This is a genomic window from Actinoplanes ianthinogenes, assembly GCF_018324205.1.
Taxonomy (GTDB): domain Bacteria; phylum Actinomycetota; class Actinomycetes; order Mycobacteriales; family Micromonosporaceae; genus Actinoplanes; species Actinoplanes ianthinogenes.
Genome location: NZ_AP023356.1, coordinates 4,788,459 through 4,814,231 on the forward strand (window position 1 = coordinate 4,788,459; position 25,773 = coordinate 4,814,231).

21 protein-coding genes are annotated in these 25,773 nt (G+C 71.4%); 9 read left to right on the forward strand and 12 right to left on the reverse strand.

Annotated features, from left to right (window positions below; all coding sequences use genetic code 11):
• Window positions 1–112: 112 nt before the first annotated feature.
• A complete protein-coding gene (locus Aiant_RS21540) occupies window positions 113–1,966 on the forward strand; it encodes an acyl-CoA dehydrogenase (RefSeq protein WP_189331950.1) in 1,854 nt (617 codons plus the stop codon).
• Window positions 1,967–2,128: 162 nt separating this feature from the next.
• Window positions 2,129–2,500: a hypothetical protein gene (locus Aiant_RS21545; protein ID WP_189331949.1), complete on the forward strand. Its 372-nt coding sequence runs from the start codon at window positions 2,129–2,131 to the stop codon at window positions 2,498–2,500.
• Window positions 2,501–2,535: 35 nt separating this feature from the next.
• On the opposite strand, the gene Aiant_RS21550 is transcribed toward Aiant_RS21545, so the two are convergent.
• Window positions 2,536–3,054, reverse strand: coding sequence for a SixA phosphatase family protein (locus Aiant_RS21550; protein ID WP_189331948.1), 519 nt, complete (start codon window positions 3,052–3,054; stop codon window positions 2,536–2,538).
• 100 nt (window positions 3,055–3,154) lie between these two features.
• Here Aiant_RS21550 and Aiant_RS21555 point away from each other — a divergent pair, with 100 nt between their 5' ends.
• Complete coding sequence (locus tag Aiant_RS21555; RefSeq protein WP_189331947.1) at window positions 3,155–3,439, forward strand: DUF6458 family protein; 285 nt, start codon at window positions 3,155–3,157, stop codon at window positions 3,437–3,439.
• Window positions 3,440–3,503: 64 nt separating this feature from the next.
• Here Aiant_RS21555 and trhA read toward each other — a convergent pair whose 3' ends face one another.
• Window positions 3,504–4,181 carry a PAQR family membrane homeostasis protein TrhA gene (gene trhA, locus Aiant_RS21560; protein ID WP_189331946.1) on the reverse strand — a complete coding sequence of 226 codons (678 nt, stop codon included), beginning with the start codon at window positions 4,179–4,181 and terminating at the stop codon, window positions 3,504–3,506.
• 195 nt (window positions 4,182–4,376) lie between these two features.
• On the opposite strand from trhA, the gene Aiant_RS21565 reads away from it, so the two are divergent.
• Window positions 4,377–5,132, forward strand: a complete 756-nt coding sequence (locus Aiant_RS21565; RefSeq protein ID WP_189332321.1) for a LamB/YcsF family protein — start codon at window positions 4,377–4,379, stop codon at window positions 5,130–5,132.
• Window positions 5,133–5,164: 32 nt separating this feature from the next.
• Here Aiant_RS21565 and Aiant_RS21570 read toward each other — a convergent pair whose 3' ends face one another.
• From Aiant_RS21570 to pdhA, 6 genes are all read right to left on the reverse strand, one after another.
• Window positions 5,165–6,949, reverse strand: a complete 1,785-nt coding sequence (locus Aiant_RS21570; RefSeq protein ID WP_189331945.1) for an NHL domain-containing thioredoxin family protein — start codon at window positions 6,947–6,949, stop codon at window positions 5,165–5,167.
• A 54-nt stretch (window positions 6,950–7,003) separates the two neighbouring features.
• Entirely contained in the window at window positions 7,004–10,240 is a 3,237-nt protein-coding gene (locus Aiant_RS21575; RefSeq protein ID WP_189331944.1) for a hypothetical protein, read from the reverse strand.
• Between the two features lie 318 nt (window positions 10,241–10,558).
• Window positions 10,559–10,699, reverse strand: coding sequence for a hypothetical protein (locus Aiant_RS21580; protein WP_189331943.1), 141 nt, complete (start codon window positions 10,697–10,699; stop codon window positions 10,559–10,561).
• 201 nt (window positions 10,700–10,900) lie between these two features.
• Window positions 10,901–12,289 carry a dihydrolipoamide acetyltransferase family protein gene (locus Aiant_RS21585; protein WP_189331942.1) on the reverse strand — a complete coding sequence of 463 codons (1,389 nt, stop codon included), beginning with the start codon at window positions 12,287–12,289 and terminating at the stop codon, window positions 10,901–10,903.
• Window positions 12,286–13,272, reverse strand: coding sequence for an alpha-ketoacid dehydrogenase subunit beta (locus tag Aiant_RS21590; RefSeq protein ID WP_425322684.1), 987 nt, complete (start codon window positions 13,270–13,272; stop codon window positions 12,286–12,288). The genes Aiant_RS21585 and Aiant_RS21590 overlap by 4 nt, the downstream gene beginning before the upstream one ends.
• The gene (gene pdhA / locus Aiant_RS21595; protein ID WP_189331941.1) at window positions 13,272–14,435 is read right to left on the reverse strand and encodes a pyruvate dehydrogenase (acetyl-transferring) E1 component subunit alpha; all 1,164 of its coding nucleotides are present in this window, start codon (window positions 14,433–14,435) and stop codon (window positions 13,272–13,274) included. The genes Aiant_RS21590 and pdhA overlap by 1 nt, the downstream gene beginning before the upstream one ends.
• A 410-nt stretch (window positions 14,436–14,845) precedes the next feature.
• On the opposite strand from pdhA, the gene Aiant_RS21600 reads away from it, so the two are divergent.
• Window positions 14,846–16,021 (forward strand): hypothetical protein, encoded by a 1,176-nt coding sequence (locus Aiant_RS21600; protein ID WP_189331940.1) that lies wholly within the window; start codon window positions 14,846–14,848, stop codon window positions 16,019–16,021.
• Here Aiant_RS21600 and Aiant_RS21605 read toward each other — a convergent pair whose 3' ends face one another.
• From Aiant_RS21605 to Aiant_RS21615, 3 genes are read right to left on the reverse strand one after another with little or no spacing between them, the layout of a single operon-like run.
• On the reverse strand, window positions 16,022–17,227 hold the full coding sequence (locus Aiant_RS21605; RefSeq protein WP_189331939.1) for a hypothetical protein: 1,206 nt from the start codon (window positions 17,225–17,227) through the stop codon (window positions 16,022–16,024).
• Window positions 17,228–17,261: 34 nt separating this feature from the next.
• The gene (locus Aiant_RS21610) at window positions 17,262–18,941 is read right to left on the reverse strand and encodes a GTPase family protein (RefSeq protein WP_189331938.1); all 1,680 of its coding nucleotides are present in this window, start codon (window positions 18,939–18,941) and stop codon (window positions 17,262–17,264) included.
• The gene (locus tag Aiant_RS21615) at window positions 18,938–20,644 is read right to left on the reverse strand and encodes a GTPase family protein (RefSeq protein WP_189331937.1); all 1,707 of its coding nucleotides are present in this window, start codon (window positions 20,642–20,644) and stop codon (window positions 18,938–18,940) included. The genes Aiant_RS21610 and Aiant_RS21615 overlap by 4 nt, the downstream gene beginning before the upstream one ends.
• Window positions 20,645–21,025: 381 nt before the next feature.
• Here Aiant_RS21615 and dnaK point away from each other — a divergent pair, with 381 nt between their 5' ends.
• From dnaK to Aiant_RS21635, 4 genes are all read left to right on the forward strand, one after another.
• Complete coding sequence (gene dnaK, locus Aiant_RS21620) at window positions 21,026–22,879, forward strand: molecular chaperone DnaK (protein WP_189331936.1); 1,854 nt, start codon at window positions 21,026–21,028, stop codon at window positions 22,877–22,879.
• A complete protein-coding gene (grpE, locus tag Aiant_RS21625) occupies window positions 22,876–23,493 on the forward strand; it encodes a nucleotide exchange factor GrpE (protein ID WP_189331935.1) in 618 nt (205 codons plus the stop codon). The genes dnaK and grpE overlap by 4 nt, the downstream gene beginning before the upstream one ends.
• Window positions 23,494–23,599: 106 nt before the next feature.
• Entirely contained in the window at window positions 23,600–24,802 is a 1,203-nt protein-coding gene (dnaJ, locus tag Aiant_RS21630) for a molecular chaperone DnaJ (RefSeq protein ID WP_189332319.1), read from the forward strand.
• 20 nt (window positions 24,803–24,822) lie between these two features.
• Window positions 24,823–25,266 carry a heat shock protein transcriptional repressor HspR gene (locus tag Aiant_RS21635; RefSeq protein WP_189331934.1) on the forward strand — a complete coding sequence of 148 codons (444 nt, stop codon included), beginning with the start codon at window positions 24,823–24,825 and terminating at the stop codon, window positions 25,264–25,266.
• Between the two features lie 52 nt (window positions 25,267–25,318).
• On the opposite strand, the gene Aiant_RS21640 is transcribed toward Aiant_RS21635, so the two are convergent.
• Window positions 25,319–25,765: a hypothetical protein gene (locus Aiant_RS21640; protein WP_189331933.1), complete on the reverse strand. Its 447-nt coding sequence runs from the start codon at window positions 25,763–25,765 to the stop codon at window positions 25,319–25,321.
• Between the last annotated feature and the right edge of the window lie 8 nt (window positions 25,766–25,773).

Consider the following 25,773-nt stretch of genomic DNA (forward strand, 5'->3'; position numbering starts at 1 on the left):
CTGGCAGGTGAGTTCGACACAAAAGGCTGCCCGGGTTGTCGGTGGCTACCGATCAGTAATACAGTGCTAGTTACTGACGGGTAACTCGCGTTCGGAGAGCGGGCCAGACACCATGACTCACTACCAGAGCAACCTTCGGGACCTCCAGTTCAACCTGTTCGAGGTCTTCGGAGCGGACAAGGCGTTCGGTCAGGCGCCGTTCGACGAGATCGACGCGGAGACTGCCCGCGACGTCCTCGCCGAGGTGAACCGGCTGGCCCGCGAGGACCTCGCGGCCAGCTACACCGACGCCGACCGCAACCCTCCGGTCTTCGACCCGGCGACGCACACCGCGCCGCTGCCGGAGTCGTTCAAGAAGTCGTACGAGACCTTCATGGCCTCCGAGTTCTGGCGGCTGGACCTGCCCGGCTCGCTGGGCGGCACGTTCGCCCCGCGCACCCTGTGGTGGGCGATCGCCGAGCAGATCCTCGGCTCGAACGCGCCGATCTGGATGTACGCGTCCGGTCCGTCGTTCGCCCACGTGGCGCACACCGAGGGCACGCCGGAGCAGAAGGAGTGGGCCAAGCTCTTCGTCGAGAAGCAGTGGGGCTCCACCATGGTGCTGACCGAGCCGGACGCCGGTTCGGACGTCGGCGCCGGCCGCACCCGGGCCATCCCGCAGCCGGACGGCTCGTGGCACATCGAGGGTGTGAAGCGCTTCATCACCTCGGGTGAGCACGACCTGACCGACAACATCATCCACTACGTGCTCGCCCGCCCGGTGGGCGTCGAGGGCGTCGGCGGCCCGGGCACCAAGGGCCTGTCGCTGTTCATCGTGCCGAAGTACCACTTCGACCCGCAGACCGGCGAGCTGGGCGAGCGCAACGGCGTCTACGCCACCAACGTCGAGCACAAGATGGGCCTCAAGGTCTCCAACACCTGTGAGATGACCTTCGGCGAGCACGGCACCCCGGCCAAGGGCTGGCTGCTGGGCGACAAGCACGACGGCATCCGCCAGATGTTCATGATCATCGAGTACGCCCGGATGATGGTCGGCACCAAGGCGATCGCCACCCTCTCCACCGGCTACCTGAACGCGCTGGAGTACGCGAAGAACCGCGTCCAGGGCGCCGACCTGGTCAGCACCGACAAGGCCGCGCCGCGGGTGACCATCACCCACCACCCGGACGTACGCCGTTCGCTGATGCTCCAGAAGTCGTACTCCGAGGCGCTGCGCGCCCTGGTGATCTACACCGCGTCGTGGCAGGACAAGGTCGCGATCGCGGAGGCGGCCGGCGACGAGAAGGCCGCCAAGATCGCCAGCAAGGTGAACGACTTCCTGCTGCCGCTGGTCAAGGGCGTCGGCTCGGAGCGGGCGTACGAGCTGCTCGGCCACGAGTCGCTGCAGACCTTCGGTGGCTCCGGCTTCCTCCAGGACTACCCGCTGGAGCAGTACGTCCGGGACGCGAAGATCGACACCCTGTACGAGGGCACCACCGCGATCCAGAGCCTCGACCTGATCTTCCGCAAGATCGTCAAGGACAGCGGCCGGGCGCTCGGCACGGTGGCCGCCGAGATCCAGGGCTTCGTCGAGAGCGAGGCCGGCAACGGTCAGCTCAAGGACGAGCGGCTGGCGCTGGGCAAGGCGCTCGGCGAGATGCAGCAGATCCTCGGCGTGGCGATGGGCTGGCTGGCCGCGGTGCAGGGCGGTGAGGCCCGCGAGCTGTACAAGATCGGTCTGACCTCGCGCCGGATCCTGCTCGCCCTGGGTGACGTGGTCCTCGCGTGGCTGCTGCTGCGCCAGGCCGACGTCGCGCTGAAGGCGCTGAACGGCGAGCTCTCCGAGGCCGACAAGAACTTCTACACCGGCAAGGTGGCGGCGGCCCGCTTCTTCGCCCGCGAGATCCTGCCGCGGATCGGCTCCGACCGCCGGATCATCGAGAACACCAACCTGGACCTGATGGACCTGTCCGAGGACGTGTTCTGACCTAGAGCTTTTCCCACTCTCCTGAAAAAGACGTAGGCCGGCGGACAAGGGCGTCCGCCGGCCTTCGTCGTTCCCGGATCTTGACCAAATCGGAGGACGCTGCCGTATCGGCGGGGCACCAACGACTGGGCCGGCACTGCCATCCCGTCGCGCTCCGGCCACATGCAAATCGACCTGCACGGGATCAACGGCATCATGGGCACGCTCATCGGGTGGGTAGTGAGCGATGATGCCGGGCCGGGTGGTCACCTCGATCAGCCCGACCACGAACCGGGCGCGAGCCACTTTCACCAGCACGCTGGACGGCGTCTACGACCAGTCGGAGCTGCCTCGACCGCGAAGCTGACCTGGGAGGTCAGCGACGTGCTGGGCAAGGCCAGCACCTACGACCAGGTGGTCACCATCGACGAGGCCGGTCCGACCGCGACCGTGACGACTCCGGCCCACCACACGCGCCTACGTGGCACCTTCATCAGCGGAATCGGCGGACGATGCGGGTGCAGGTGCGGGCGTACGACAAGCTCGGCAACGTGAAGTACACGACCATCCGCACCTGGCGCCGCTAAGGCTCAGCCTCGGGCGGTGTGCCGGCGGGACAGGCGCATCCCCTTCGGCTGGGCATCGGACCACGGGGCCTCGCTGGTGTGCACGGCGAGGCCCGACGTCTTCAGCTCGACCGCGAGTCCGTCCCACTGCTCGTCCGGGATCAGGAGAGCGGACACTTCGGACATCGTCGGGTTGTGACCGACCACCAGGATCGTGCGGACCGTGTCCGGCACCGCGCGCAGCAGGTCGAACACCTCGGTCCGGCCACCGTAATAGAGCTGGTCCTCGTAATGCACCTCGGGAGCGCCGTGCGCCCGGTCGCCCTGGGCCAGCGCCATCGACGCGGCCTGCCAGGTCTGCCGGGTGCGTTTGGCCGGCGAGCAGAGCACCAGATCGGGGTGCAGGCGTTCGTCGACCAGCCAGGCGCCGGCCGCGTCCGCGTCGGACGTGCCCCGCTCGGTCAGGCCTCGGTCGAAATCGGGGAGTTCGCCGGGAGTCTCCGCTTTGGCGTGGCGTAGCAGGATCAGCGTCCGCAAGGTCATGTGGACAGCTTGCCTGATTGGGAACTCACCCGTACGGGTATGGCTCGATCGACGTATTCAAAGCGGTCGTGACAAAGCGGCACCAACCGAGGAGGGCCCGATGGGCATCGGTGCAAGCATCTTCCTGCTCGCTCTGGGGGCGATCCTGGCGTTCGCCGTCAACGCGGACATCAGCGGCCTCGACATCAGCGTGATCGGCTGGATCCTGATGGCGGCCGGGCTGATCGGGCTGGTCACCACGTTGTGGTTCTGGAACAGCCGCCGCCGTACGGTGGTCACCCGGACGACCGGTGGCGCGCCGGTGGCCGGATCGACCTACGCCAGTGAGTACCGCGAGGTGCGCCAGGACGACGTTCCGCCGCCTCCGCCGCCCGCGTACCGCTGATCGCGTACGCAAAAAGTGCGAAAACGGCCCGGCGGTCTCGCCGGGCCGTTCGTCATGGCGGACCTCAGGCGTAGAGCGCGAAGTAGATCGCGATGTGGTGGCAGATCGCGGCGACCAGCGTGCAGGCGTGGAAGAACTCGTGGTGTCCGAAAACGGTCGGCCACGGGTTGGGGCGGCGGAGCGCGTAGAACACCGCGCCGATGGTGTAGATGGCGCCGCCGACCAGCATCAGGACCAGGCAGGTGACGCCGCCGACGTGCAGCACGTCGGGGATGATCGCGACGGCCACCCAGCCCAGCGCCACATAGAGCGGCGCACCTGCCCATCGGGGCAGGTGCGGCCAGATCACCTTGAGCGCCACCCCGCCGACGGCGCCACCCCAGACCAGCCCCAGCATCCACTTGGCCGTGCCGGTGTCCAGCAGGGAGACGCAGAACGGGGTGTACGTGCCGGCGATGAAGATGAAGATCATCGAGTGATCCATCCGGCGCATGATCTGGTAGCCGCGCTCGCTCCAGACGCGGCGGTGGTAGAGCGCGCTGGTGCCGAAGAGGCCGCAGACCGTGATGCTGTAGATCAGGCAGCTCACGAACGGGGCGATGCCCGGGCGACTGAGCGCGATCGAGCAGAGCACGATGCCGCAGACCGCGGCGACGAAGAACGCGTACTGATGCAACCGGCCGCGTAGTCGCGGCTTGCCGAGATCGGTCGGCTTCATCCGGAACGGGGTCGAGGTCGTCACGCGTTCCAGGTTACGACACCGTAGGTTACCGGCGGGTAGTGATGCCGGATACGGTTCACCAAGCACGATGATTTCTCAGTGAACCGCGGTTGGCCAGGGACTGTCGGCCTATTGGCAGATGTCGGCAAACCGGATCGAGGGGCTGGGCGGTACCGGTCAGCGACCCGGGGACTACGGTGAGGTGCCATGAGTTCGATTGATCTCAACGCCGACCTGGGCGAGGGCTTCGGCGCCTGGCGGCTGGGCGACGACGAGGCCCTGCTCGACATCGTGACCTCGGCGAACGTGGCGTGCGGGTTCCACGCCGGCGACCCGTCCACGATGCACCGGATCTGCCGGGCGGCGATCGAGCGGGACGTCGCGATCGGCGCCCAGGTCGGTTACCGGGATCTCGCCGGGTTCGGCCGGCGGCGGATCGACTACGAGTTCGGCGAGCTCCGCGACGACGTGCTCTACCAGATCGGCGCTCTGGAGGGGTTCTGCAAGGCGGCCGGCGGCAGGGTGCGCTATGTGAAACCGCACGGGGCGCTCTACAACACCGCGGCGGTCGACGAGCGGCAGGCGGACGCGGTGGTGGCCGCCGTCCGCGCCTACGACCCGGCGCTGCCGGTGCTCTGCCAGCCCGGGTCGGTGCTGCACCGGCAGGCCGAGGCGGCCGGGCTGACCGCGGTCGGTGAGGGGTTCGCCGACCGGGGATATCTGCCGGACGGGCGGTTGGTGCCCCGGTCGCGGCCGGACGCGCTGGTGCACGACCCGGCCGCGGTGGTGGAGCGGGCCGTCCGGATGGCCGTCGACGGCGAGGTGGTCGCCGCCGACGGCTCGGTCGTGGCCTGCCGGGTGCGGTCGATCTGCGTGCACGGGGACACGCCCGGAGCGGTGGAGCTGGCCCGGGCGGTCCGGGCCGGGCTCGGGGAGCGGCTGACGGTCGGCGCGTTCGCCCAGGGCGGGTGACGTCTGTTATCGGTCACCCGCGGGGAAAGGGGTCACGCGTCCATCCCCCTCAAGATCAACGGCAGCCGATCCGGGGCGGCGGTGTCGAGCACGATCGGCACACCCCAGTCCTGCCTGGTCAGGTGGCAGGCGCCGAACTCCGCGTCGACGTCACACGTCGCGGCTTGCGCCACAACCTGCAAGACCCCTTTCGGTACGGCGGGGTTGAGCACGAGTTTGCGGGACAGCTCGGTGGTGGTGCCCTCGCCGTCGAGCAGCAACTCGGCCGGCGAGGCGGAGACGGTCAGCCGCAGCGGCGAGCCGAACTGGCTGTCCAGTTTCTGCCCGGGCGCCGGAGTGAAGATCACGTCGAGCGTCACCTCGCCCGGAGCCAGGTGCGACGGCGGCCGCTCGGTCTTGTGCCGCTCTCCGGCGACGGTCTTGACCACGCCGGGGGCGAGCCGGGTCAGCCGATGCGCGGCCGACTCGACGACCAGGACCTCGCCCGCCGCGGTGACCAGGATGTCGCTCGGCTCGGCGAGACCGGAGTCCACCGTGGAGACCTGGGCCGCGGCCGGGTCGAAACGCCGGACCGCGCCGTTGTACGTGTCCGCGACCAGCACCGAACCGTCCGGCAGGCCCGCGACACCGAGCGGGTGCTGGAACAGCGCCTGATCGGCCGGGCCGTCGACGTGACCGAAATCGAACAGTCCCTGGCCGACCGCGGTGTGCAGCACGCCACCCTCGACGTACCGCAGCGCGGAGGTCTCGCTGTCGGCGATCCACAGGCGGTCACCCTGGACGGCGAGGCCGCTCGGCTGGGCCATCCAGACGTCCGGGAGCGGGCCGTCGCGCAGCGCCTCGACGGTGGTGCCGGCGTAGACGCCGACGGTGCGCTGGATCGGGTCGAACCACCACAGCTGGTGAATGCCGGCCATGGCGATGATGACCTTGCCGTCGAACCAGGCGAGGTCCCAGGGTGAGGAGAGGTCGGCGGCGAGAGCGTCGTGAGCGTGGTCGTCCACCGTGGAGCGCCACGGGCGGCCCGAGCCGGCCACCAGGGTGATCTCGCCGGTGGTGAGGCTCAGGCCGCGCAGCCGGTGGTTGACCGTGTCGGCGATGACCACGTCGTAACCCGCGATGCTGCTCACCTCGGAGGGCAGCAGGAGCAGTCCCTGCGGCTCGCTGAAGGGCTCGTTCCGGACACCTCCGAAACGCCGGACGAGGGTCTCGGCGTCCGGGGACAGCTCGACGATCGAGTGCCGGGCCGAGTCGGAGACCAGCAGGTTGCCGCTGGGCAGCTCGATCGCCTTGCCCGGGAAGTGGAGCAGGCCGGCCGGGGCGGGCGGCGGCACGTACGGCCCGTCGCCGCGGTGCAGGGTGCCGTCCGCCTCGTGCTTGGCGACCAGCTCGTCGATCAGGCGGGACAGGCCCTCGGCATGCCCCTCGCCGGCCATCGAGGCGACCAGGTAGCCGGTCGGGTCGACGACGGCCAGGGTGGGCCAGGCCTTCGCGGCGTACTGCTGCCAGATGTGCATGTCGCCGTCGTCGACGACCGGGTGGTGGACGCCGTAGCGCTCGACGGCGGCGGCCAGGGCCTGCGGATCGCGCTCGTGCTCGAATTTCGGGGAGTGGACGCCGATCACGACGAGGGCGTCGCCGTACTTCTCCTCCAGCGGACGCAGCTCATCGAGGACGTGCAGACAGTTGATGCAGCAGAACGTCCAGAAGTCCAGGAGGAGGATTTTGCCCCGAAGGTCGGCCAGGGTGAGGGCCTTCCCACCGGTGTTGAGCCAGCCGCGGCCCTTGAGTTCGGGCGCACGCACGCGAGAAGTCATTCGACCATGGTGCCTCAGCGCGCGGACCAGCCCTCAGGCCGGTCCGCGCGGGGCTCAGTTGGCGGTCGGCTTGGCCAGGCAGTAGACCTTCTTGCCGGCCACGATCACCGGCTGCGCCTTGTCGGCGCACTGGTCCTTCGAGTCGGCGATCTGGATGACCTGGTAGGCGCCCTGCTCGGTGCAGGCCACCTTGACCACCTTGTCGCCGTTCTTCACACACTCGCCCTGGCCGAGCTGGAAGTCGTTGTCGTCGCCACCGGAGGAGATCAGCCAGGTGAGGCCGAACACCAGGGCCAGCAGCAGCGCGGCGCCGAGCACCACGAAGATCGCCACCGGGCCGGTCTTGACCTTCGGTTTCGCCGGCGCGGGCGGCTCCTCGGCCTTGAACTGGTCGAACTTGCCCTGGTCGGCCGGACCGGGCCAGCTCGTGGTGTCCTCCGGGCTGGGCGGGGTCACCGTGGCCTGTCCCGGAGCGCCGGCACCGAACGGGTCGGAACCCGGCATCGGGGAGCCGGGCATCGGCGGCAGGGCCGGCGCCGGGACGAACGGGGAGTTGCCGCGGCCGGAGACATCCGTGGTGTGCTCGTTGAAGTGGTCGGCGCCGGGGGGCGCGGCCGGAGCGCCGGTGAAGTCACCCCAGGCCGGAGCGCCCTGCGGCGCGCCGAACGGGTTCGGTGCTCCGGGGCCGCCCGAGCCCGGTCCGCCCGGTCCGCCCGGTCCGCCCGGTCCGCCCGGGAAGGACGACGACGGCGGCGGGTAGGTCGGCTCGTCCGCGCCGAACGCCGGTGCCGGCGGCGGGAAGGACTGGGCGGGCGGCGGGAACGACGGGCCGTTGCCGGGGACCGGCGGGGCGAACGGGTTGGCGCCGTCCGGCGGGGCGACCCGGGCGCTGCCGGAGGTCGGACTGGTCGGGTTCGCCGGGTTGTGCGGAGCGCCGGGCGTCATCGGTTCCGGCGGGGAGACGCGGGCGCTGGCCGAGGCGCGGGCGGTGGCCCGGGCCGGCGACTGCGGGGCGGACCCGGGGGCCTCCCCGTGCGGCGGCGGGAAGCCGCTCCCGTCGCCGCGCTGCGCGAAGCCGTTCTCGTCACCGCGCTGCGCGAAGCCGTTCTCGTCGCCACGCTGCGGGAAGCCGTTCTCGTTACCACGCTGCGCGAAGCTGTTCTCGTCGCCGCGCTGCGGCGGCGGGAAGGCGCCGAACCCACCCGAGTTCTCCTCAGGCTGCGAGAAAGCACCGAAGCCGCCGGAATGCTCCTCGCCACGCTGCGACGCCGGCGGCGGGAAACCAGCAAAACCGCCTGAATTCTCGCCGGGCTCGGAGGCAGGCGGCGGGAAGGCGCCGAAACCGCCCGAATTCTCCTCGCCACGCTGCGGCGGCGCGAACGAACCGAACCCCTCCGAGCGGGAGGTGGGCGGCGGGAAGCCTCGCTCGTCGCTCTCCGGCAGGCGAGCACCGGGGAACGGCGGATTCTCACCGGCCGGCGTCGGGAACGCCGGGGCCTCGGGTGCCTCCGGAGTCTCGTCAGCGGTGGGCGTGGGACGCCCATAGACCCTGGCCTGCGGTGCGGCGCTGGCCGGTGGGACCTCGGCGCTGTCGACGGGCGGGGTCACCCGGCCCGGCACCGAGACGCTCGCGCTGACCGGACGGGCCGAGCCGGTCGCGGGGCGTCCCGCGGCGGCGTCCCGCGGCTGCGGGACCGAGCCGGAGACCGGCACGGACGCCGAGCCGGCCGGCGACACGGAAGCGGAGGCCGACGGCACCGAGGCGGAACCCGGCGGCACGGAGGCGGAGCCCGACGAGACAGGGGCCGCCGGCGGCACCGAAGCCGGGGCCGGACCCGGGAAGCTGGGGCCGCTCGGCGGCGGGAAGCCGGGAGCCGCGAACTCGGAGCCGGCAGGCGGGAACTCCTGGCCGCCGGGCGGGAACTCCTGCCCAGCGGGCGGGAACGAGGAACTGGCCGGCGGCGGGAAACCCGGAGCCGGGGGCGGCGCGAACTCGGAGCCGGCCGGCGAAAACTCCTGCCCAGCGGGCGGGAACGAGGAACTCGCCGGCGGCGGGAAGCCCTGCCCGGAGGGCGGGAACGTCGAGCTAGTCGGCGGCGGGAAGCCAGGAGCCGGAGGCGGCGCGAACTCGGACCCGCCGGGCGGGAACGAAGAGGCCGCGGGCGGGAACGAAGGGGCCGCGGGCGGAACCGACCCGGAGGTGGGCGCGGTGGACGGCAACGCCCCACCGGTGCCGAGCGCTGCCCCGGGCACCCGCTGCGGGAACCCGGACGAGTCCCCCTGCGACTGCTCCGGAACACCGGCGCCGAACGAGGGCGCGGCAGGGTCCGAAGGCGAGCCCGTACCGAAAGAGGGTCCGAAGGACGGCAGCGGACTCGCGTTCCCGGATGCGGGCGGCGCCGCATAGCCCCCGGAATTACGGATCGGAAGGTCCAGGCTGGGCGCCGCGCCGCTCGGCTCCTCGGACGCGGCCGGTCCGGCCGGCGCCCGCAGCGGGAACCCACCGCTGTCGCCCTGCCGGGTCGGGAACGTGGTCGACGGCGGCCCGCTCGGCGCCTCGCCACCCGGCCGGGCGGCGTTGCCGAGCCAGCTGTTCTCGGCCGGCCCGGTCAGACCGGAACGCCCGGGAGCGTCCGGAAGGTCGGTGAGGGTGGCGCCGGGCACGCGAGCTTTCTGATCGCCGAAGGCGGAGAAGGTCGACTGGTCGGCCGCGGCCGCCGAGGCGCCCGGAGTCCGGGTCGGCAGCCCGCTGCTGGTGGTCGGCGGGGGGAAAGCGGCCGGGGCGGCGGCCGGAGCCGGCGGCGGGAAGGCCGAGGACTCGGACGGCTGCGGCACCGCGGCGGAGGCCCGTCCGGGCGGCGCGAACCCGGCCGGTCCGAACGGTGAATCACCCGGCGGGGGGCCCGGCTCGGCGGGAGCGGGCGGCGCCCAGGCCGACGGCGGCGCGCTCTCGGCAGGCTGCTGACCATAGGTGGATCCCGGCCCGTACGGCGAAGCCGTCCCGGGCGACACCGAACCGTAGGGCGAAGCCTCCTCGGTCTGCGGCACGCGAGCCGACCCGTACGGAGTCCCGGACGGGTTGGAACCCGAACCGAAGGTGGAGACGGCCGGCACCACGAAGGGCGACCCGCCACCCGGCGTGGTCTGCGGCGGCGGCCCGTACGACGTGGGAACGCCCTCAGCCGGCGGTACTGATGCCGAGGCCCGGCCCGACACTCGCTGTCCGTCGGGATCGGGTCCGCCCGACGCGGCCTCTGCCGGCTGCCCGGCGTAGTGCCCCTCGGACGTCATACGCGCCTCCTCATCGATGCGGCCGTGCCAGCTTCGCACGGACGCGACCCCATCGGCGAGCTTCCGCCAGGAGCCGTGCCAGCTTTTCAGGCCTGGCCGTGCGGGGGCGCATCGGCGACGCTGCCGTCGAGAGCCCCGGTCACCGCCCCGACCGGCCGTGCCGGGTTGGGGACCAGTGCCCCACCGTACCGGGCGTTCCCGGCGGAGAAAATCCCGGTGTACGCGACGGAGGGAAAGCCACGCGGGGTGTCGGCACGGTCGCCGATACGAAACAGCCCGCCCGGGTGATGCGGGCGGGCCGAATGGTGAGTGCTCTGCTTACAGCGGCTGACGGCGCTGGGCGAACAGGTTGATCTCGTCGCGCATGGCCTGGCTGGGGGCCGCCTGCCAGGCGCGGTCGATGGCGCGGTTCTGGCGGTTGATCATGCGGCGCTGGCGGAGGCGGTCGATCATGCTCACGGCACTTGCTCTTTTCCCCGGGTCGGTGGCCGGTGTTACGACGTGCGACCAGCGGGCCCACTTGTGGCGGACACCGTCGGCGCACCTCTCTGGTGTGCCTCAAGTGTCCGCCGCAGCGGTGGATCGTGCCAACTATTTAGAGGGTGATCCCGGTCATCTGCCTAACAATCAAAGGCCATCCGGCCGATGGACCGAAAGTCCTCAGGTCCAGGCCAGGATCGCGGCCTCCGGGTCGGTGAGGAAGGCGCCGATGTCCCGGAGGAACTTCGAGCCCAGCTCGCCATCGATGATCCGGTGGTCGAACGAGAGCCCGAGCGTGGTGACCTGACGCACCTTGATCTTGCCCTTGTGCACCCACGGCGTCGGCCGGATGGCGCCGAAGGCCAGGATCGCCGACTCGCCCGGCGGCAGGATCGGGGTACCGGTGTCCACGCCGAACACCCCGACGTTGGTGATCGACAGGGTGCCGTGCGTCATGTCGGCCGGCGGCGTCTTGCCCGACTTGGCCGTCCGGACCAGCGCGTTCAGCGCCTCGGCCAGCTCCACCAGGCTGAGCCGCCCGGCGTCCTTGACGTTCGGCACGATCAGGCCGCGCTCGGTCGCCGCGGCGATCCCGAGGTTCACGTACTCCTTGACCACGATCTCGTTCGTCGCGGCGGACCAGGAGGAGTTGACCATCGGGTGCCGCTTGACCGCGAGCAGCACGGCTTTCGCCACCAGCAGCAGCGGCGAGATCCGCAGCTCGGCGAACTCCGGCCGGGCCTTCAGCTTGTCCAGCGCCTTCATCGACCGGGTGACGTCGACGGTGAGGAACTCGGTGACGTGCGGCGCGGTGAACGCCGAGGTCACCATGTTCTCCGCGGTCAGTTTCCGCACGCCCTTGACCGGGATGCGCTGCTCGCGGGACGCGTCGAAGACCGCGACGGGTCCGGGTGCGGCCTTCGCCACCGGTTGCGCCGCGCCTTCGGCGGCTTTGTGTACGTCCTCCCGCGTCACCGACCCCAGCGGCCCCGTCCCCGCGATCGTGGCGAGGTCGACCCCGAGGTCCCGGGCGAGTTTCCGGACCGGCGGCTTGGCCAGCACCGGCCCACTCCTGACCGGAGCCGCCGGGGGGACGGCCGGGGCAGGGGCGGACACCGCTGCGGCACTCACCCGGGGACGCCGTTTCGCGCTCGCCTCCCGGACCCCGTAACCGACCAGCACCGGAGTACGCCCGACACCCGGTGCCGAGGGCGCGGGACTCCCGATCATCCCGGGCTCGATCGCACCCTCGCTGGGCGCGACCTCGACCGCGGCCAGCGACTCGGCGGACGGCTCCGGCAGGTCGCCGGCCCCGGGGTCGGTGTCGATCGAGATGATCGGCTGGCCGACCTCGACCGTGACCCCGGCCTCGTGGAAGATCTTGGTGACCACGCCGGCCCACTTCGCCGGGATCTCGACGGCGGCTTTCGCCGTCTCCACCTCGACGATCGGCTGGTTCAGCTCGATCGTGTCGCCGACCTTGACCAGCCAGGCGAGGATCTCGCCCTCGGTCAGGCCCTCGCCCAGGTCGGGCAGGTTGAACTCCTTGATCCGCGACATCGGCGTCACCAGCCGAACGAGCGGTCGACGGCGTCCAGCAGCCGGTCCAGGTCGGGGAGGTAGTCCTCCTCGACGCGGGCCGCCGGGTACGGAATGTCGTAACCGGTCACCCGCAGCACCGGGGCCTCGAGCGAGTAGAAGCACTCCTCGGTGATCCGGGCGGCCAGCTCGGCGCCCAGGCCCAGGTTGCCCGGGGCCTCGTGCACCACGACCGCGCGGCCGGTCCGCTTGACCGACTCGAAGATCACCGGGTAGTCCATCGGGGAGAGCGTGCGCAGGTCGACGACCTCCAGGTTGCGCCCGTCCTCGGCGGCCGCCGCCGCGGCGTCGAGGGCGACACGCACCATCGGGCCGTACGCGAGCAGGGTCGCGTCGGTCCCGGGCCGCGCCACCCGCGCCGCGTGCAGCGGGTAGGCGCCGCTCAGCGGCGCGTCCAGGTCGACGTCGCCCTTCTCCCAGTACCGGCGCTTCGGCTCGAAGAACACCACCGGGTCGTCGGAGGCGATCGCCTGCTGGATCATCGTGTACGCGTCGGCCGGGTTCGAGCAGGTCACCACCTTGAGGCCGGGGGTGTGCGCGAAGTACGCCTCGGGCGACTCGGAGTGGTGCTCGACCGCGCCGATGCCACCGCCGAACGGGATCCGGATGACCATCGGCACCCGGACCTTCCCCTTGGAGCGGTAGAACATCTTCGCCACCTGGGCGACGATCTGGTTGTACGCCGGGAAGACGAACCCGTCGAACTGGATCTCGCAGACCGGCCGGTATCCCCGGATGGCCAGGCCGACCGCGGTGCCGACGATGCCGGCCTCGGCCAGCGGGGTGTCGATGACCCGGTCCTCGCCGAAGTCCTTCTGCAGGCCGTCGGTGATCCGGAAGACGCCGCCCAGCTTGCCGACGTCCTCACCCATGATGACGACCTTCGGGTCGTTCTCCAGGGCGCGGCGCAGGCCGTGGTTGAGGGCCTTGCCCAGGGTGATCTTCTCAGCCATCAGTGCCCACTCCCCTCGAACGACGCGTGGTACTCGGTGAACGCGGTGCGCTGCTCGTCGAGCTCCGGCGATCCGTGGGGATAGACGTGGTCGAACATGGTGACCGGCTGCGGATCGGGCATCGCCAGCACCCGCTCGCGCAGGTCCAGGGCGAGCGTCTTGGCGGCCTCGTCGACCTCGGCGAAGAAGTCCTCGCCGGCCACCTTCTGCTTGGCCAGGAAGGCCCGCATCCGGGCGATCGGGTCCTTCGCCTTCCACGACTCGACCTCGGAGGCGATCCGGTACCGGGTCGGGTCGTCGGAGCTGGTGTGCGCGCCCATCCGGTACGTGTACGCCTCGATCAGCGTCGGGCCCTGGCCGTTGCGCGCGTTGTCCAACGCCGCCCGGGTCACCGCGTAGCTGGCCAGCACGTCGTTGCCGTCGATCCGGATGCCCGGGAAGCCGTATCCGGCCGCGCGGTTGTACAGCGGGATGCGGGTCTGCCGCTCCAGCGGCTCGGAGATCGCGTACTGGTTGTTCTGGCAGAAGAAGACGATCGGGGCGTTGAACACCCCGGACCAGACGAACGACTCGTTGACCTCGCCCTGGCTGGTCGCGCCGTCGCCGAAGTAGGCGATCACCGCCTCGCCGTCCGGGCTGCCGGTCTTGCCGTCCATGGTGACGCCCATGGCGTAGCCGGTCGCGTGCAGCGTCTGCGAGCCGATCACGATGGTGTAGCTGTTGAACTTGTGCTCGTTCGCATCCCACCCGCCCTGGTCGACGCCGCGGAACAGGCCGAACGGCATGATCGGGTCGATGCCGCGGCAGTACAGCACGCCGTGCTCGCGGTAGGTGGGGAAAGCCATGTCCTGCGGGCGCAGCGCCCGGCCGGAACCGACCTGAGCCGCCTCCTGCCCCAGCAGGCTCGCCCAGAGCCCCAGCTCACCCTGCCGTTGCAGGGCGGTCGCCTCGGCGTCCAGCCGGCGCACGGTCACCAGGTCACGGTAGAGCCCGCGGTACTCCTCGTCGGTGAAGTCGACCGAGTACGTGGTTCCGTCCGCCGTGGTGACGCTGCCCAGGTGCTCGCCGTCGGGCGTGAGCAGTTGGACGAATCCGCCTGCCGGCGCATCGGCGCCGCCTCCCGAAGGGGGCACCGCCCCGGCTTTGCGTTCGCCTTTCGCCATCCGTGTCTCCCTGTATCTCCTCTGCGCCCGCGGCGGGTGTCGCCCGGCCACGCGGCGGAACCACTGGTAGCCGCGCATGTGCCGGGTGAGGCTGCCGCGCGACGTTCCGGCCGGGACTGCGCCCCTGCCGGGACGGCCCGACGTCGCCCCGCTGGTCGGCGGGAGGCGACGGCGGCGGTGCCGTCGCCACCATCCTGACAGAGGGAGTGAGGGGCGTTACATAGTGCGTGGATCACGAATAGAGATTTTCTGCTGACGTATCGTTAAGGGTATTTGTCCGATTTAGTGGCTTTTGTTCGATCACTACGGTACGAATAGGCCGAGTTCACCGCTGCCGAACAGCCGATGCGTCGTTCACCTCTGTGACCGAGACGGATCCAGGTTGATCTTTTGGTTCGGAGGAGCCCGGCGTGCCGCACCTGCCCGACGACGACGGCTACGCGCCGCCCCTGAAGGTGCTCAGGAAGCGGCTCAACGGCGTGTATCGCGAGGACTACGGCCTGTCCGGCCCGACCCGCCGGTACATCCTGATGGTCGCCCTGCTCGTCGGCCTCGCCTCCATCCCGACCCTCGCCGTGATCACCGCCGGGACCAGCGAGATCGCCGGGAACAAACGAAACGGCGCGATGGACGCGCCGTTCCTGCCGCCACCGGCGACCGGTCCGGTCCGTCCCTCACCGACTCCGAAAAACCATTTGGGGTACGACGATCCGCGCCGGTCACCGACGCTTTCCGGTACGCCCTCGCCGACGCACCCGGGCGTGTCGCCGAGCGACCGTACGGGTGACTCGCTGCCCGCGGTCCCCGGCCTGCCCCCGGTGCCGGCCGATCCGCCGCCGAGCCCTTCCGATGTGGACGCTCCCGCCGACCCGGATCGCGACGCGGTGTCCCGCCCGGCCGCGCCGTTCCCGACGGTGCCCGGGCTGCCCGAGGTGCCGGACGAGGACTGGGACGCCCCGCTGGCGCGACGGGCGCCGGCCGCGCCGGCCGACGACCTGTGGAACGCGCCGGAGTTCCCGCGGATCCCCGACACCCCGGAACCGGCCGGCTCCGCGGAGCCCGGCCACCCCTCGGACGAGGCGGAGCCGACCGATGCCGAGGACGACGAGCCGTCCGGCAGCGACCGATCCTCTTCGGACAATCCGGATTCTTCAGATGACGCCGATTCTTCTGACGGCTCGTGGGACGCCGACCCGCCCGGCGACGAGCCCGACCAGAACTCGTCGTACCACGACTCCTCGAGCCACGACTCCTCACACCACGAGTGCGAGGCCGTTCTCCGTTCCACCGTCATCGACCGGCGACGAAGCCGGTCCCGCTCCAGCCGGAGGTCAGCAGTGACCGAACGCCCGCACGTCAACGCCGCCCGGGTCGTCGCGTACAACTACGGCGACAGCCGCAACGTCCGCCGCTCGATGACCCAGCCCCGCTCGGACGAGAACCGCATCACCAACCGTCCGTACCGCGGCCACCACCGGGCCGAGCACACCCGTCACGACGAGAACACCCCGGCCCGCCAGCGCAGCTCCCGCGTCGGCCGGCACCACGCCGACTCCGCCGGCGAGCACCGCCTCAACCACCGCTGATCAGTCGTCGGTGAGGCGGTCCCGGTTGGCCTGCAGCCAGGCGTCGATCGCGTCCGGATCGTTCGGGTCGACACCCTCGGCGATCAGCTGGGCGACGGCCGCGGTGGCCGGGCTGCGCCGTTCGCCGGTGGAGTAGAGGCGGACGAACTCCGGCACGAGTTTCTCCACCTCGGCCGCGGTCTCGGCGATCGCGGCCGGTGGCAGGCCACGCCGCCAGGTCGCGTACTCCGACCAGGCGCGGACGACCCGGGGCAGCATCGCGGCGTCGTCCATGTCCAGGACCGCGCGGCGGTGCACCCAGTCGAGCAGGAACAGGCCGGCCACCGCCGGGCTCCAGCGCAGCGGGTCGGCGCCGGGCAGGGTGGACGCGTGGTCCATCAGCAGGCCGAGGCAGAACTGCAGGGACGGCTGGTCGGCATCCGGCGCGGCGAGCCCGGCCCGGGCCGCCTCGGGCGAGGCCAGGAAGTTGCGGATCAGCTCCGGCACGTTCCGCCCGGCCGGCTCGCTCAGCGGCGGGGTGGTCGGCGCCGGGAGCAACGCCAGCCGGGCCGCGGCCAGCGCCCGGTCGGTGGCCAGCGAACCGTCCGCCGGCAGGTCGCCGAGCTCGTCGGTGACCCGCAGGTGCCGGTCCACCTCGTCACGCAGCAGGCCGGGGTCCTCGTCCCGGAACCAGGTCAGGTCGTCGTGCTCGCACAGCGCCCGGACCTGGGTCAGGATCCGCTCGGCCGACTCGGCGACGAACACGTCCCGGACGATGCCGATGTTGTGGTCGACCAGGGTCACCACGGCGTGTTCCGGGCCGCCCTCGTCCTCCTCCTCGTACGCGAAAGTCACCAGGTACGAGGTCTGGTCGCCGTACACATCGCCGTAGGCATGGCACCCGGTGGCCCGGACCCGCCCCAGCTGCCCGGCCCACGACGGACCCTGCGGATCGTGCCGGACCTCGGCGGCGCCGGCGGCATCCGGCACCAGGGCGGCGAAAACCTCGCGGAGGATCGTGGCGGCTGGCTCCGGCCGCTGCCCGGTGGCGGTCAGGAACTCGCCGACGAACTCGCGGACGGCGGCCGCGCGATCGCCGTCGGCCACCGCGTAGACACTGCCGAGCAGCGCGGTGCCGAGCATCTCGGCCTCCAGCGCGCAGCTCAGCCTGGGAACATCGCGGGCCGCGTGCAGCACCGCCTCGAACGCGTTCTGGGGTGCCGGCATGCCGCGAGCCTACCGCTCGCGGCATGCGGGGGAACTACTCCGAACGCACCACGCCGAGCGCTTCCCGCGCCTGGGCGTACGCGTTGAGCACCTCCCGCACCGGCGCCACCACGAATCCCCGGCCGACCTCGGTGACCGACGCCCGCAATCGCTGCTCGGCCCGGCGCCGGGCACGTCGCCCGCCCGCCTCGACGAGCGGTTTCAGCAGCAGCCACAGCAGCAGCCCGGCGAACAAGCCACCGAGCAGCAGCACGGTCGGCAGCGGCACCGTGCCGATCTCCGGCTCGGCGAGATCGGGCAGGCCGAGCGCGCTCATCGCGTACCCCGCCACCAGCCAGACCAGGCCGGTCACGGCCGCCGCGAACAGCAGCCATTGCAGGATCCCGACCACCTGCCACCAGACCGGTTTGCGGTCGGCGCCCAGGTCGGTCTTGGCGATCGCGCGGTCCAGCGCGTCCGGCAGGTCACCGGCCTTCGACCGGGCGGCGGTGGTCAGGGCCGGCGCCCACACCACCGGCAGCGGCGCCGCGGCCCGGGCGGCGACCGCCCGCACCGACAGGCCGACCGCCGACTTCTGCGCGGCGTCCGCCGCGGGCAGGGAGGTCCTCGGCACGACGTCGGTGGAGACCGCGTCGGTCTTGACCGGCTCGCCCAGGTGCAGTTTGCGCAGCGGGTCGGGACGCAACCGGCGCAGTCCGCGCACCAGCGGCCAGCCGGTCGCCGCGGCGGCCCGGTGGCGGTAGGCGGCAGCGGTGGCGTCGGCGACCGCGGGCACCCCGGCCGAGGCGGCGAGCGCGTCGGTCAGCTGCCGTACGGTCGTCCGGTCCACCTCGTCCTCGGCGGCCGGCGGCCCGATCATCTCGGCCAGCTCCTCGCCGACCGCGTCCAGGTCGGCGGCGAGCCGGCGCAGCGCGGCCTGCCGGTCGGCGACCGTGGTCTCCAGCGCCTCGCGCAGGTCGGCCAGCATGCCGGGCTGTTTCGCCGAGGTGGCCAGCACCGGCGCGCCGGTCAGCCCGTCCTCGTCGAGCAACCGGCGCAGGTCGGTGAGGACCGCGTCGGTGTCGGTGGTGCTGAGCCGGTCGGCCTGGTTCAGCACGACGATGGTGACCCCGGCGTGCGTGGCGAACTGGGAGAGGTAGGCGCGGTGCAGGATCCGGTCGCCGTACTTCTGCGGGTCGACCACCCAGACGATCTGGTCGACCAGCCCGAGCAGCCGGTCCACCTCCAGCTGGTGGGCGCGCTCCACCGAGTCGAAGTCGGGCAGGTCGAGCAGCACCAGGCCACGCAGCGAGGCCTCGTCGTCGCCGTCCAGCGCGCTCTCCCGGACGAACCGCTGCCGGGGCAGCACGCCGATCCAGTCGAGCAGCCGGCTGGCCGGCTCCAGCGGACCCCAGACCACCGCGTGCGCGGTGCCGGTGGTCGGCCGGCGCACCCCGACCGGCGACAGCTTGAACCGGGCCAGCGCGTTGAACAGGCTGGACTTGCCGCTGCCGGTGCTGCCGGCGAGCGCCACCACGGTGTGGTCCAGCGACAGGGTGAGCCGGCCGCTGGCCCGTTCCACAATGGTGTGCGCGCTGACCAGCTCGCTGTCCGGCAGGTACGCATCGACCAGCCGGAGGAACCGGGACAGTGCCTCCAACCGCCGGGTCAGCCCCTCGGCGTCCACCCGATCGTCCTCGGGCAGGGCATCCCGCGCTTTGTCCACCAGACTCATGACCCCGATCCGGTCAACGCGATGTCCTTCCTGGCGCTCTCCACCTCGGCGGCGGCTCGGCGCAACAGTGTGCCGGGTTCTGCCTCGCGGCGCACGGCGGCGGTCCGCTCGGTGAAGCGAGCGGCCTCGGTGTCCAGCAACTCGTCGAACTGGGCGATCAGCTCGGTGCGGGCCCGGGTGGCGAGGGTGCGGATGGCCTGGTCACCGAAGACGGCCTCGAGCACCTTCTGGGCGGCGACCGTGGTGCCGGCGGCGGCCGCCACCTCCAGCCCGGTCGGGATGAAGGCGGTCGCGGTGAACACCGCGATCATCACGGCCAGGCCGGCGCCGTTCACCGCGAACGCGGTGCCGCGGGCCACCGAGCGCTTGTCGCCACCCTCACGCCGGACCAGGTCCAGCACCCACAGCTGCCAGTCGCGGACCAGCCGGTCGGCGCGCTCCGGCAGGCCGGCCGAGGCGGTTTTCAGGTCGTCCCGCAGCAGCGCCTCGCCGGCCGGGTGCGCCTGCCACGAGGCATAGGCCTGCTCGGCGGCGTCGGTCGCCACCCCGCGCAGCAGCGTGACCAGCTGCGACTCCAGCGCGACCTGGAGGCTGCGGCTGTGGCCGGGACGGCCGGTGACCGCCGCGACGAACTTGTCGCGCAGCTGCCCGACCCGCGACTCCAGGCTGCGGGCGAAGTCGCCGGTCCCGACGAACTCCTGCCAGCGGGCCAGCACCTCGCCGCGGAGCAGCCGCCCGTCCTGGAGTCCGTCGCGCACCGTCCGCTTGGCCGTCTGATAGGCCGTGCTGACCCGCTCGTCCAGGGCCTGCGCGGTCCGGGTCTGCTCCTCGGCCGCCTCGGCCAGGCCGTCGACGGCCGGCGCGAGGGCGGCGAGCGCGCCGTCGAGGGTCTGCCGGACCACCGTGTCACGGGCCGCCGGGTCGGCCGAGAGCTGGGCGAACCACTGCTGCATCGGCTGGATCACCTCGGCCGGGAGCATGCCGCGGGTGTCCAGCTCGGACTCCGGCAGCACGAACAGCGGGGCGTTGCCCAGGTCGTTCTCGGTGAGCATCTCGCCCAGGTGGGCGGCGATCTCGGCGGCCGCGTCGAGCGGCACCCGGTCGAGCACCAGGGCGATCACCGTGCCGCGCAGCCGGGCCGTCTTGAGCAGCTCCCAGGGCACGGCGTCGGCGTACCGGGCGGCGGTGGTGACGAACAGCCAGAGGTCGGCGGCGGCCAGCAACTGGGCGGCGAGCTTGCGGTTGTGGTCGACCACCGAGTCGACGTCCGGCGCGTCCAGCAGGGCCAGGCCGGGGCCGATGCCGCGGGCGCCGACGACCTGGAGGGAGTTCGGGTCGTTGCTGGTCTTCACCGTGCGGATCAGGCCGGGCAGCAGGTGCGGCTGCTCGAACCAGCCGAGATTCTCCGGGTGGGACACCAGGACCGGTGAGCGGGTGGTCGGGCGCAGCACCCCGGAGCTGGTCACCGGCTCCTGGACCAGGCTGTTGACCAGCGTCGACTTGCCGGCGCCGGTGGATCCGCCGACGACCACGAGCATCGGCGCGTCCAGCCGGGCCAGCCGGGGGATCAGGTAGTCGTCCAGCTGCGCGAGCAGTGCGGAACCGACCCGCTCGGCCTCCTCGGCGGAAGGCAGCACCAGCGGGTACGAAACCATGCCGAGCGCCGCCCGCAGACGGCTCAGTGCCGCCGCGAGCCTGCCCACGGCCGGGGGTTCGACCGGTGCGGTGATGGCGTTCTCCTTGTTCGCCAGACGGGCCGGGCCGTTCCCCGTACCATCGGAAAGGTCTGCGCGCGCCGGGCTGACCTGGGCTTTCTTGTTCGATACGGCGGGGACGGCGGATAGGGCCGACGGACCGACCGCGTCTCCGTGCGTCGTCACGCAAACAGCGTGCACGATCTATCCAGGCCCGGCAACGGGTACCGGTATGCCGTGACCTGACAGGTATGTAGGTGATTTGGCGCGCGGCCTGGACTTGCGTCGCTCCGGCTCAACTTCGATTTGACGGTTAGCGGACCCGTGGCATCATTGAGTCGGTTCCACTCAACCCTGTTCGAACCAGCCGGTAACGAAGCGAGGAACACCATGGCACGTGCGGTCGGCATCGACCTCGGCACCACGAACTCCTGCGTCAGCGTTCTGGAAGGAGGCGAGCCCACCGTCGTCGCCAACGCGGAGGGCTCGCGGACGACGCCGTCGATCGTCGCCTTCGCCCGCAACGGCGAGGTGCTCGTCGGCGAGGTCGCCAAGCGTCAGGCGGTGACCAACCCGGACCGGACGATCCGCTCGGTCAAGCGGGAGATCGGCACCAACTGGTCGATTGACATCGATGGCAAGAAGTACACCCCGCAGGAGATCTCCGCGCGGGTGCTGATGAAGCTCAAGCGCGACTCCGAGGCGTACCTGGGTGAGACGATCACCGACGCGGTGATCACCGTCCCGGCGTACTTCAACGACGCGCAGCGCCAGGCCACCAAGGAGGCCGGCGAGATCGCCGGTCTCAACGTCCTGCGGATCGTGAACGAGCCGACCGCGGCCGCCCTGGCCTACGGGCTGGACAAGGGCTCCAAGGAGCAGACCGTCCTGGTCTTCGACCTGGGTGGCGGCACCTTCGACGTGTCGCTGCTGGAGCTCGGCGACGGCGTCATCGAGGTCAAGTCCACCTCCGGTGACAACCACCTCGGTGGTGACGACTGGGACCAGCGGATCATCGACCACCTGGTCAAGACGTTCCGCGGCGAGCACGGCATCGACCTGTCCCAGGACAAGATGGCCCTCCAGCGTCTGCGCGAGGCCGCGGAGAAGGCCAAGATCGAGCTCTCCGCCGCCACCACCACGAGCATCAACCTGCCCTACATCACCGCCGGGGCGAACGGCCCGCTGCACCTGGACACCTCGCTGTCCCGGGCCGAGTTCCAGCGGATGACGCAGGACCTGCTGGACCGCTGCAAGGGCCCGTTCGAGTCCGCGATCAAGGACGCCGACGTCAAGCTCTCCGACGTCGACCACGTCATCCTGGTCGGTGGCTCGACCCGCATGCCGGCCGTGACCGAGCTGGTCAAGAGCCTGACCGGCAAGGAGCCCAACAAGGGCGTCAACCCGGACGAGGTCGTCGCCGTCGGCGCCGCGCTCCAGGCCGGTGTGCTCAAGGGCGAGGTCAAGGACGTCCTGCTGCTCGATGTCACCCCGCTGTCGCTGGGCATCGAGACCAAGGGCGGCATCATGCACAAGCTGGTGGAGCGCAACACCACCATCCCGGCGCACCGCTCCGAGGTCTACACCACGGCGGACGACAACCAGCCCTCCGTGCTGATCCAGGTCTACCAGGGTGAGCGCGAGATGGCGGCGTACAACAAGAAGCTCGGCACCTTCGAGCTCTCCGGCATCGCGCCCGCCCCGCGCGGCGTGCCGCAGATCGAGGTCTCCTTCGACATCGACGCGAACGGCATCGTGCACGTGTCCGCCAAGGACCTGGGCACGGGCAAGGAGCAGAAGATGACGATCACCGGCGGCTCCGCGCTGCCGAAGGAAGACATCGAGCGGATGATGCGCGACGCCGAGTCGCACGCCGACGACGACAAGAAGCGCCGCGAGGACGCCGAGGCCCGCAACCTGGCCGAGCAGCTCCAGTGGCAGACCGAGAAGTTCCTGGCGGAGAGCGGCGACAAGCTCCCCGAGGACAGCAAGAACAAGATCAGCGAGGCGCTCGGCGAGCTGCGCGGCGCGCTCGGCGGCACCGACATCGAGAAGATCAAGTCGGCGCACGAGCGGCTCTCGCAGGTCTCCCAGGAGGCCGGCTCGCTGCTCTACTCGCAGGGTGAGGCCCCGCAGGCCGGTCCCGAGGGCGCCGGCGCCCCGGGTGGCGCGACCGGCGCCGGCCCGGCTGCGGGCGGCGACGACGTGGTCGACGCCGAGATCGTGGAGGACGACAAGAAGTGAGCGCCAAGGACGACGAGAACGACGGTCCGGTGACCGAGCGGGAAGTCATCCAGGGCGAGAGCGACTCGACGGCCGAGACGACTCCCGAGCAGCAATCGGGCAAGAAGCCGGTCGGCGCGCATCGCGCCCCGGAGGAGGAGGAAGTGGCCGCGGTGGCCGAGGACGCCAAGCCCGGGTTGGGTGCCGAGCTGGACGCAGTGCGTGGCGAGCTCCAGGAGCGCACCCACGACCTGCAGCGGGTGACCGCGGAGTACGCCAACTACCGCAAGCGGGTGGACCGCGACCGGGGTGCGGCGGCGGAGCAGACCACCGGCGCGGTGCTCACCGCGCTGCTGCCGGTGCTGGACGACATCGACCGCGCCCGCGAGCACGGTGACCTGGTCGGGCCGTTCGCCTCGGTGGCGGAGCAGCTCACCGCGGCGACCGGCAAGCTCGGCCTGGTCGCGTTCGGCGAGAAGGGTGACCCCTTCGACCCGAACCGGCACGAGGCGGTCGCGCACCAGACGTCCGCGGACGTCACGGAGCCGACCTGCGTCGAGGTGATGCGCCGTGGCTACACCCTGGGCGAGCGGCTGCTGCGCCCGGCGATGGTTGCCGTCGCCGATCCCGAGTGAGTTTCCGATGCTGTCCCGCCCGCCGGCTCACCGGCGGGCGGGACGGTGCCGATCAGCGGGAAGCCCATCAGCGGGAGACCCACCATGAGTCGAGGAGGTGGACCAACTGAGCTCTAAGGACTGGCTCGAGAAGGACTTCTACGCCGTTCTTGGCGTGAACAAGTCCGCCTCAACCGATGAGATCAAGAAGGCGTACCGGAAACTCGCCCGCGACCTGCACCCCGACCGCAATCCGGGCAACAAGGAGGCGGAGGAGAAGTTCAAGGCCGCGTCCGAGGCCTACGACGTGCTGTCCGACGACAAGAAGCGCAAAGAGTACGACGAGATGCGCTCCCTGTTCGGCTCCGGCGCGTTCCGTCGTGGTGCCGGCCGGCCCGGTGGTGGCGCCCAGTTCGACCCGTCCGACCTGTTCGGTGGCTTCACCGGAGCGGGCGCGGCGGGGGGTGGCGGGGCCGACCGCCGGTTCGGCGGCACCGGCTTCTCCGACATCTTCAGCTCGATCTTCTCCGGTGGCGGCGGTGGCGCCGGCCCGGCCGGGCGGCGTGGCCCGCAGCGCGGCCGCGACGTGGAGACCGAGGTGACGCTGGACTTCGCACAGGCCGTGCGGGGCACGACGCTGCCGCTGACGCTGCGCACCCCGGGCGCCTGCGACACCTGTCACGGCTCCGGGGCCAAGCCCGGCACCACCCCGCGTGCCTGCGCGAAATGCCACGGCACCGGCCTGGTCTCCAGCAACCAGGGCTCGTTCAGCTTCTCCGAGCCGTGCCGGGAGTGCCAGGGCTCGGGCAGCATCGTCGACGAGAAGTGCCCGGAGTGCCGGGGCACCGGCGGGGTCACCAAGACCCGGACGATCAACGTGCGCTTCCCGGCCGGCGTCGCCGACGGGCAGCGGATCCGGCTCAGCGGCCGGGGCGAGCCGGGCGACCGCAACGGCCCGGCCGGCGACCTGTATGTGCAGGTCAAGGTGCGTCCCGACGAGCTGTTCGGGCGCAGCGGGGACGACCTCACGCTGACCGTCCCGATCAGCGTGGCCGAGGCCGTGCTCGGCACCGACCTGCGGGTGCCCACCCTGGACGGCCCGGTGACCCTGCGGGTGCCGGCCGGCACCCCGAGCGGCCGCAAGCTGCGGGCCCGGGGCAAGGGCGTGCTCCGCAAGGAGGGCCAGGCGGGTGACCTGATCGTCACGGTCGAGGTGCAGATCCCGTCCGGGGTGACCGGCGAGGCCCGGGACGCGCTCGAGAAATTCGCGAAACTCACCCCGCCCGCGGGGCGGGAACGGCTCGAGGCGCGCGTGCGCAAGGCCGGTTAGGGACCCTCCGGAGGTGGCACATGTATGAAGAGATCCACATCTCGGTCGAGCAGGCCTCCGACGCGAAGGTCCTGATCATCTCGGTGGCCGCCCGACTGGCCGGGATGCACCCGCAGACGCTGCGCCAGTACGACCGGCTCGGCCTGGTGCAGCCCGGTCGCGCCGGTGGCGGCGGCCGGCGGTACAGCGAACGGGACGTGGCGCTGCTCCGCGAGGTGCAGCGGCTGAGCCAGGAGGACGGCGTCAACCTGGCCGGCATCAAGCGGATCATCGCCCTCGAGCAGATGGCCGGCGACCTCCAGCAACGGGTCGCCGAGCTGGAGGAGCAGCTGGCCGACGCGTACGCGCGGATCGCCCAGCTGGAGGCGATGAACCCGTACGCGGGCCGGGGTGACCTGGTCCGCCAGGAGAGGCACTCCACGGCGCTGGTGGTCTGGCGTCCGCGCCGATCTGCGGACAAATAGCAACGGCGGCCCTGATGAGGGGCCGCCGTTACTACGCGTAGTTACCGGTTGACTACCGACGGTTGAACAGGCCGAGCCGGCGCGGGTTGCGCACCAGGCCGCCCTCCATCCAGTCGTGGTGGTCGAACAGCTCCGGGCGGGTCAGCAGGACCCGCGTGTTGTGCGCCCAGATCTGCATCGGCTCGTCGCCGACCTCCTCAGCGCGCTCGACCCACTTCTTGAGCCGCCGTTTGCGCTGGTTGCTCGCATTCTGCCGGACGCCGTCCGCCGCGTAGATGTACATGCAGTGCTGCGCGAACCGCCGGGCCGGGCACTGCCGGTCCATGGCCAGCTCGAACAGCGTGGGGCCGAGCACGTCGCCGGAGATCAGCAGATCCCAGTCCCGTGGCATCGTGCTCAGCGGTACCGACTCGGGGTGGTAGGCCCATGCCTCGATCTCACCCGGCCGGGGATCGACGGGGTTCTGAAACCCCAGGAAGGTCGCCTCTCGCACGCTCAACGCCGCCG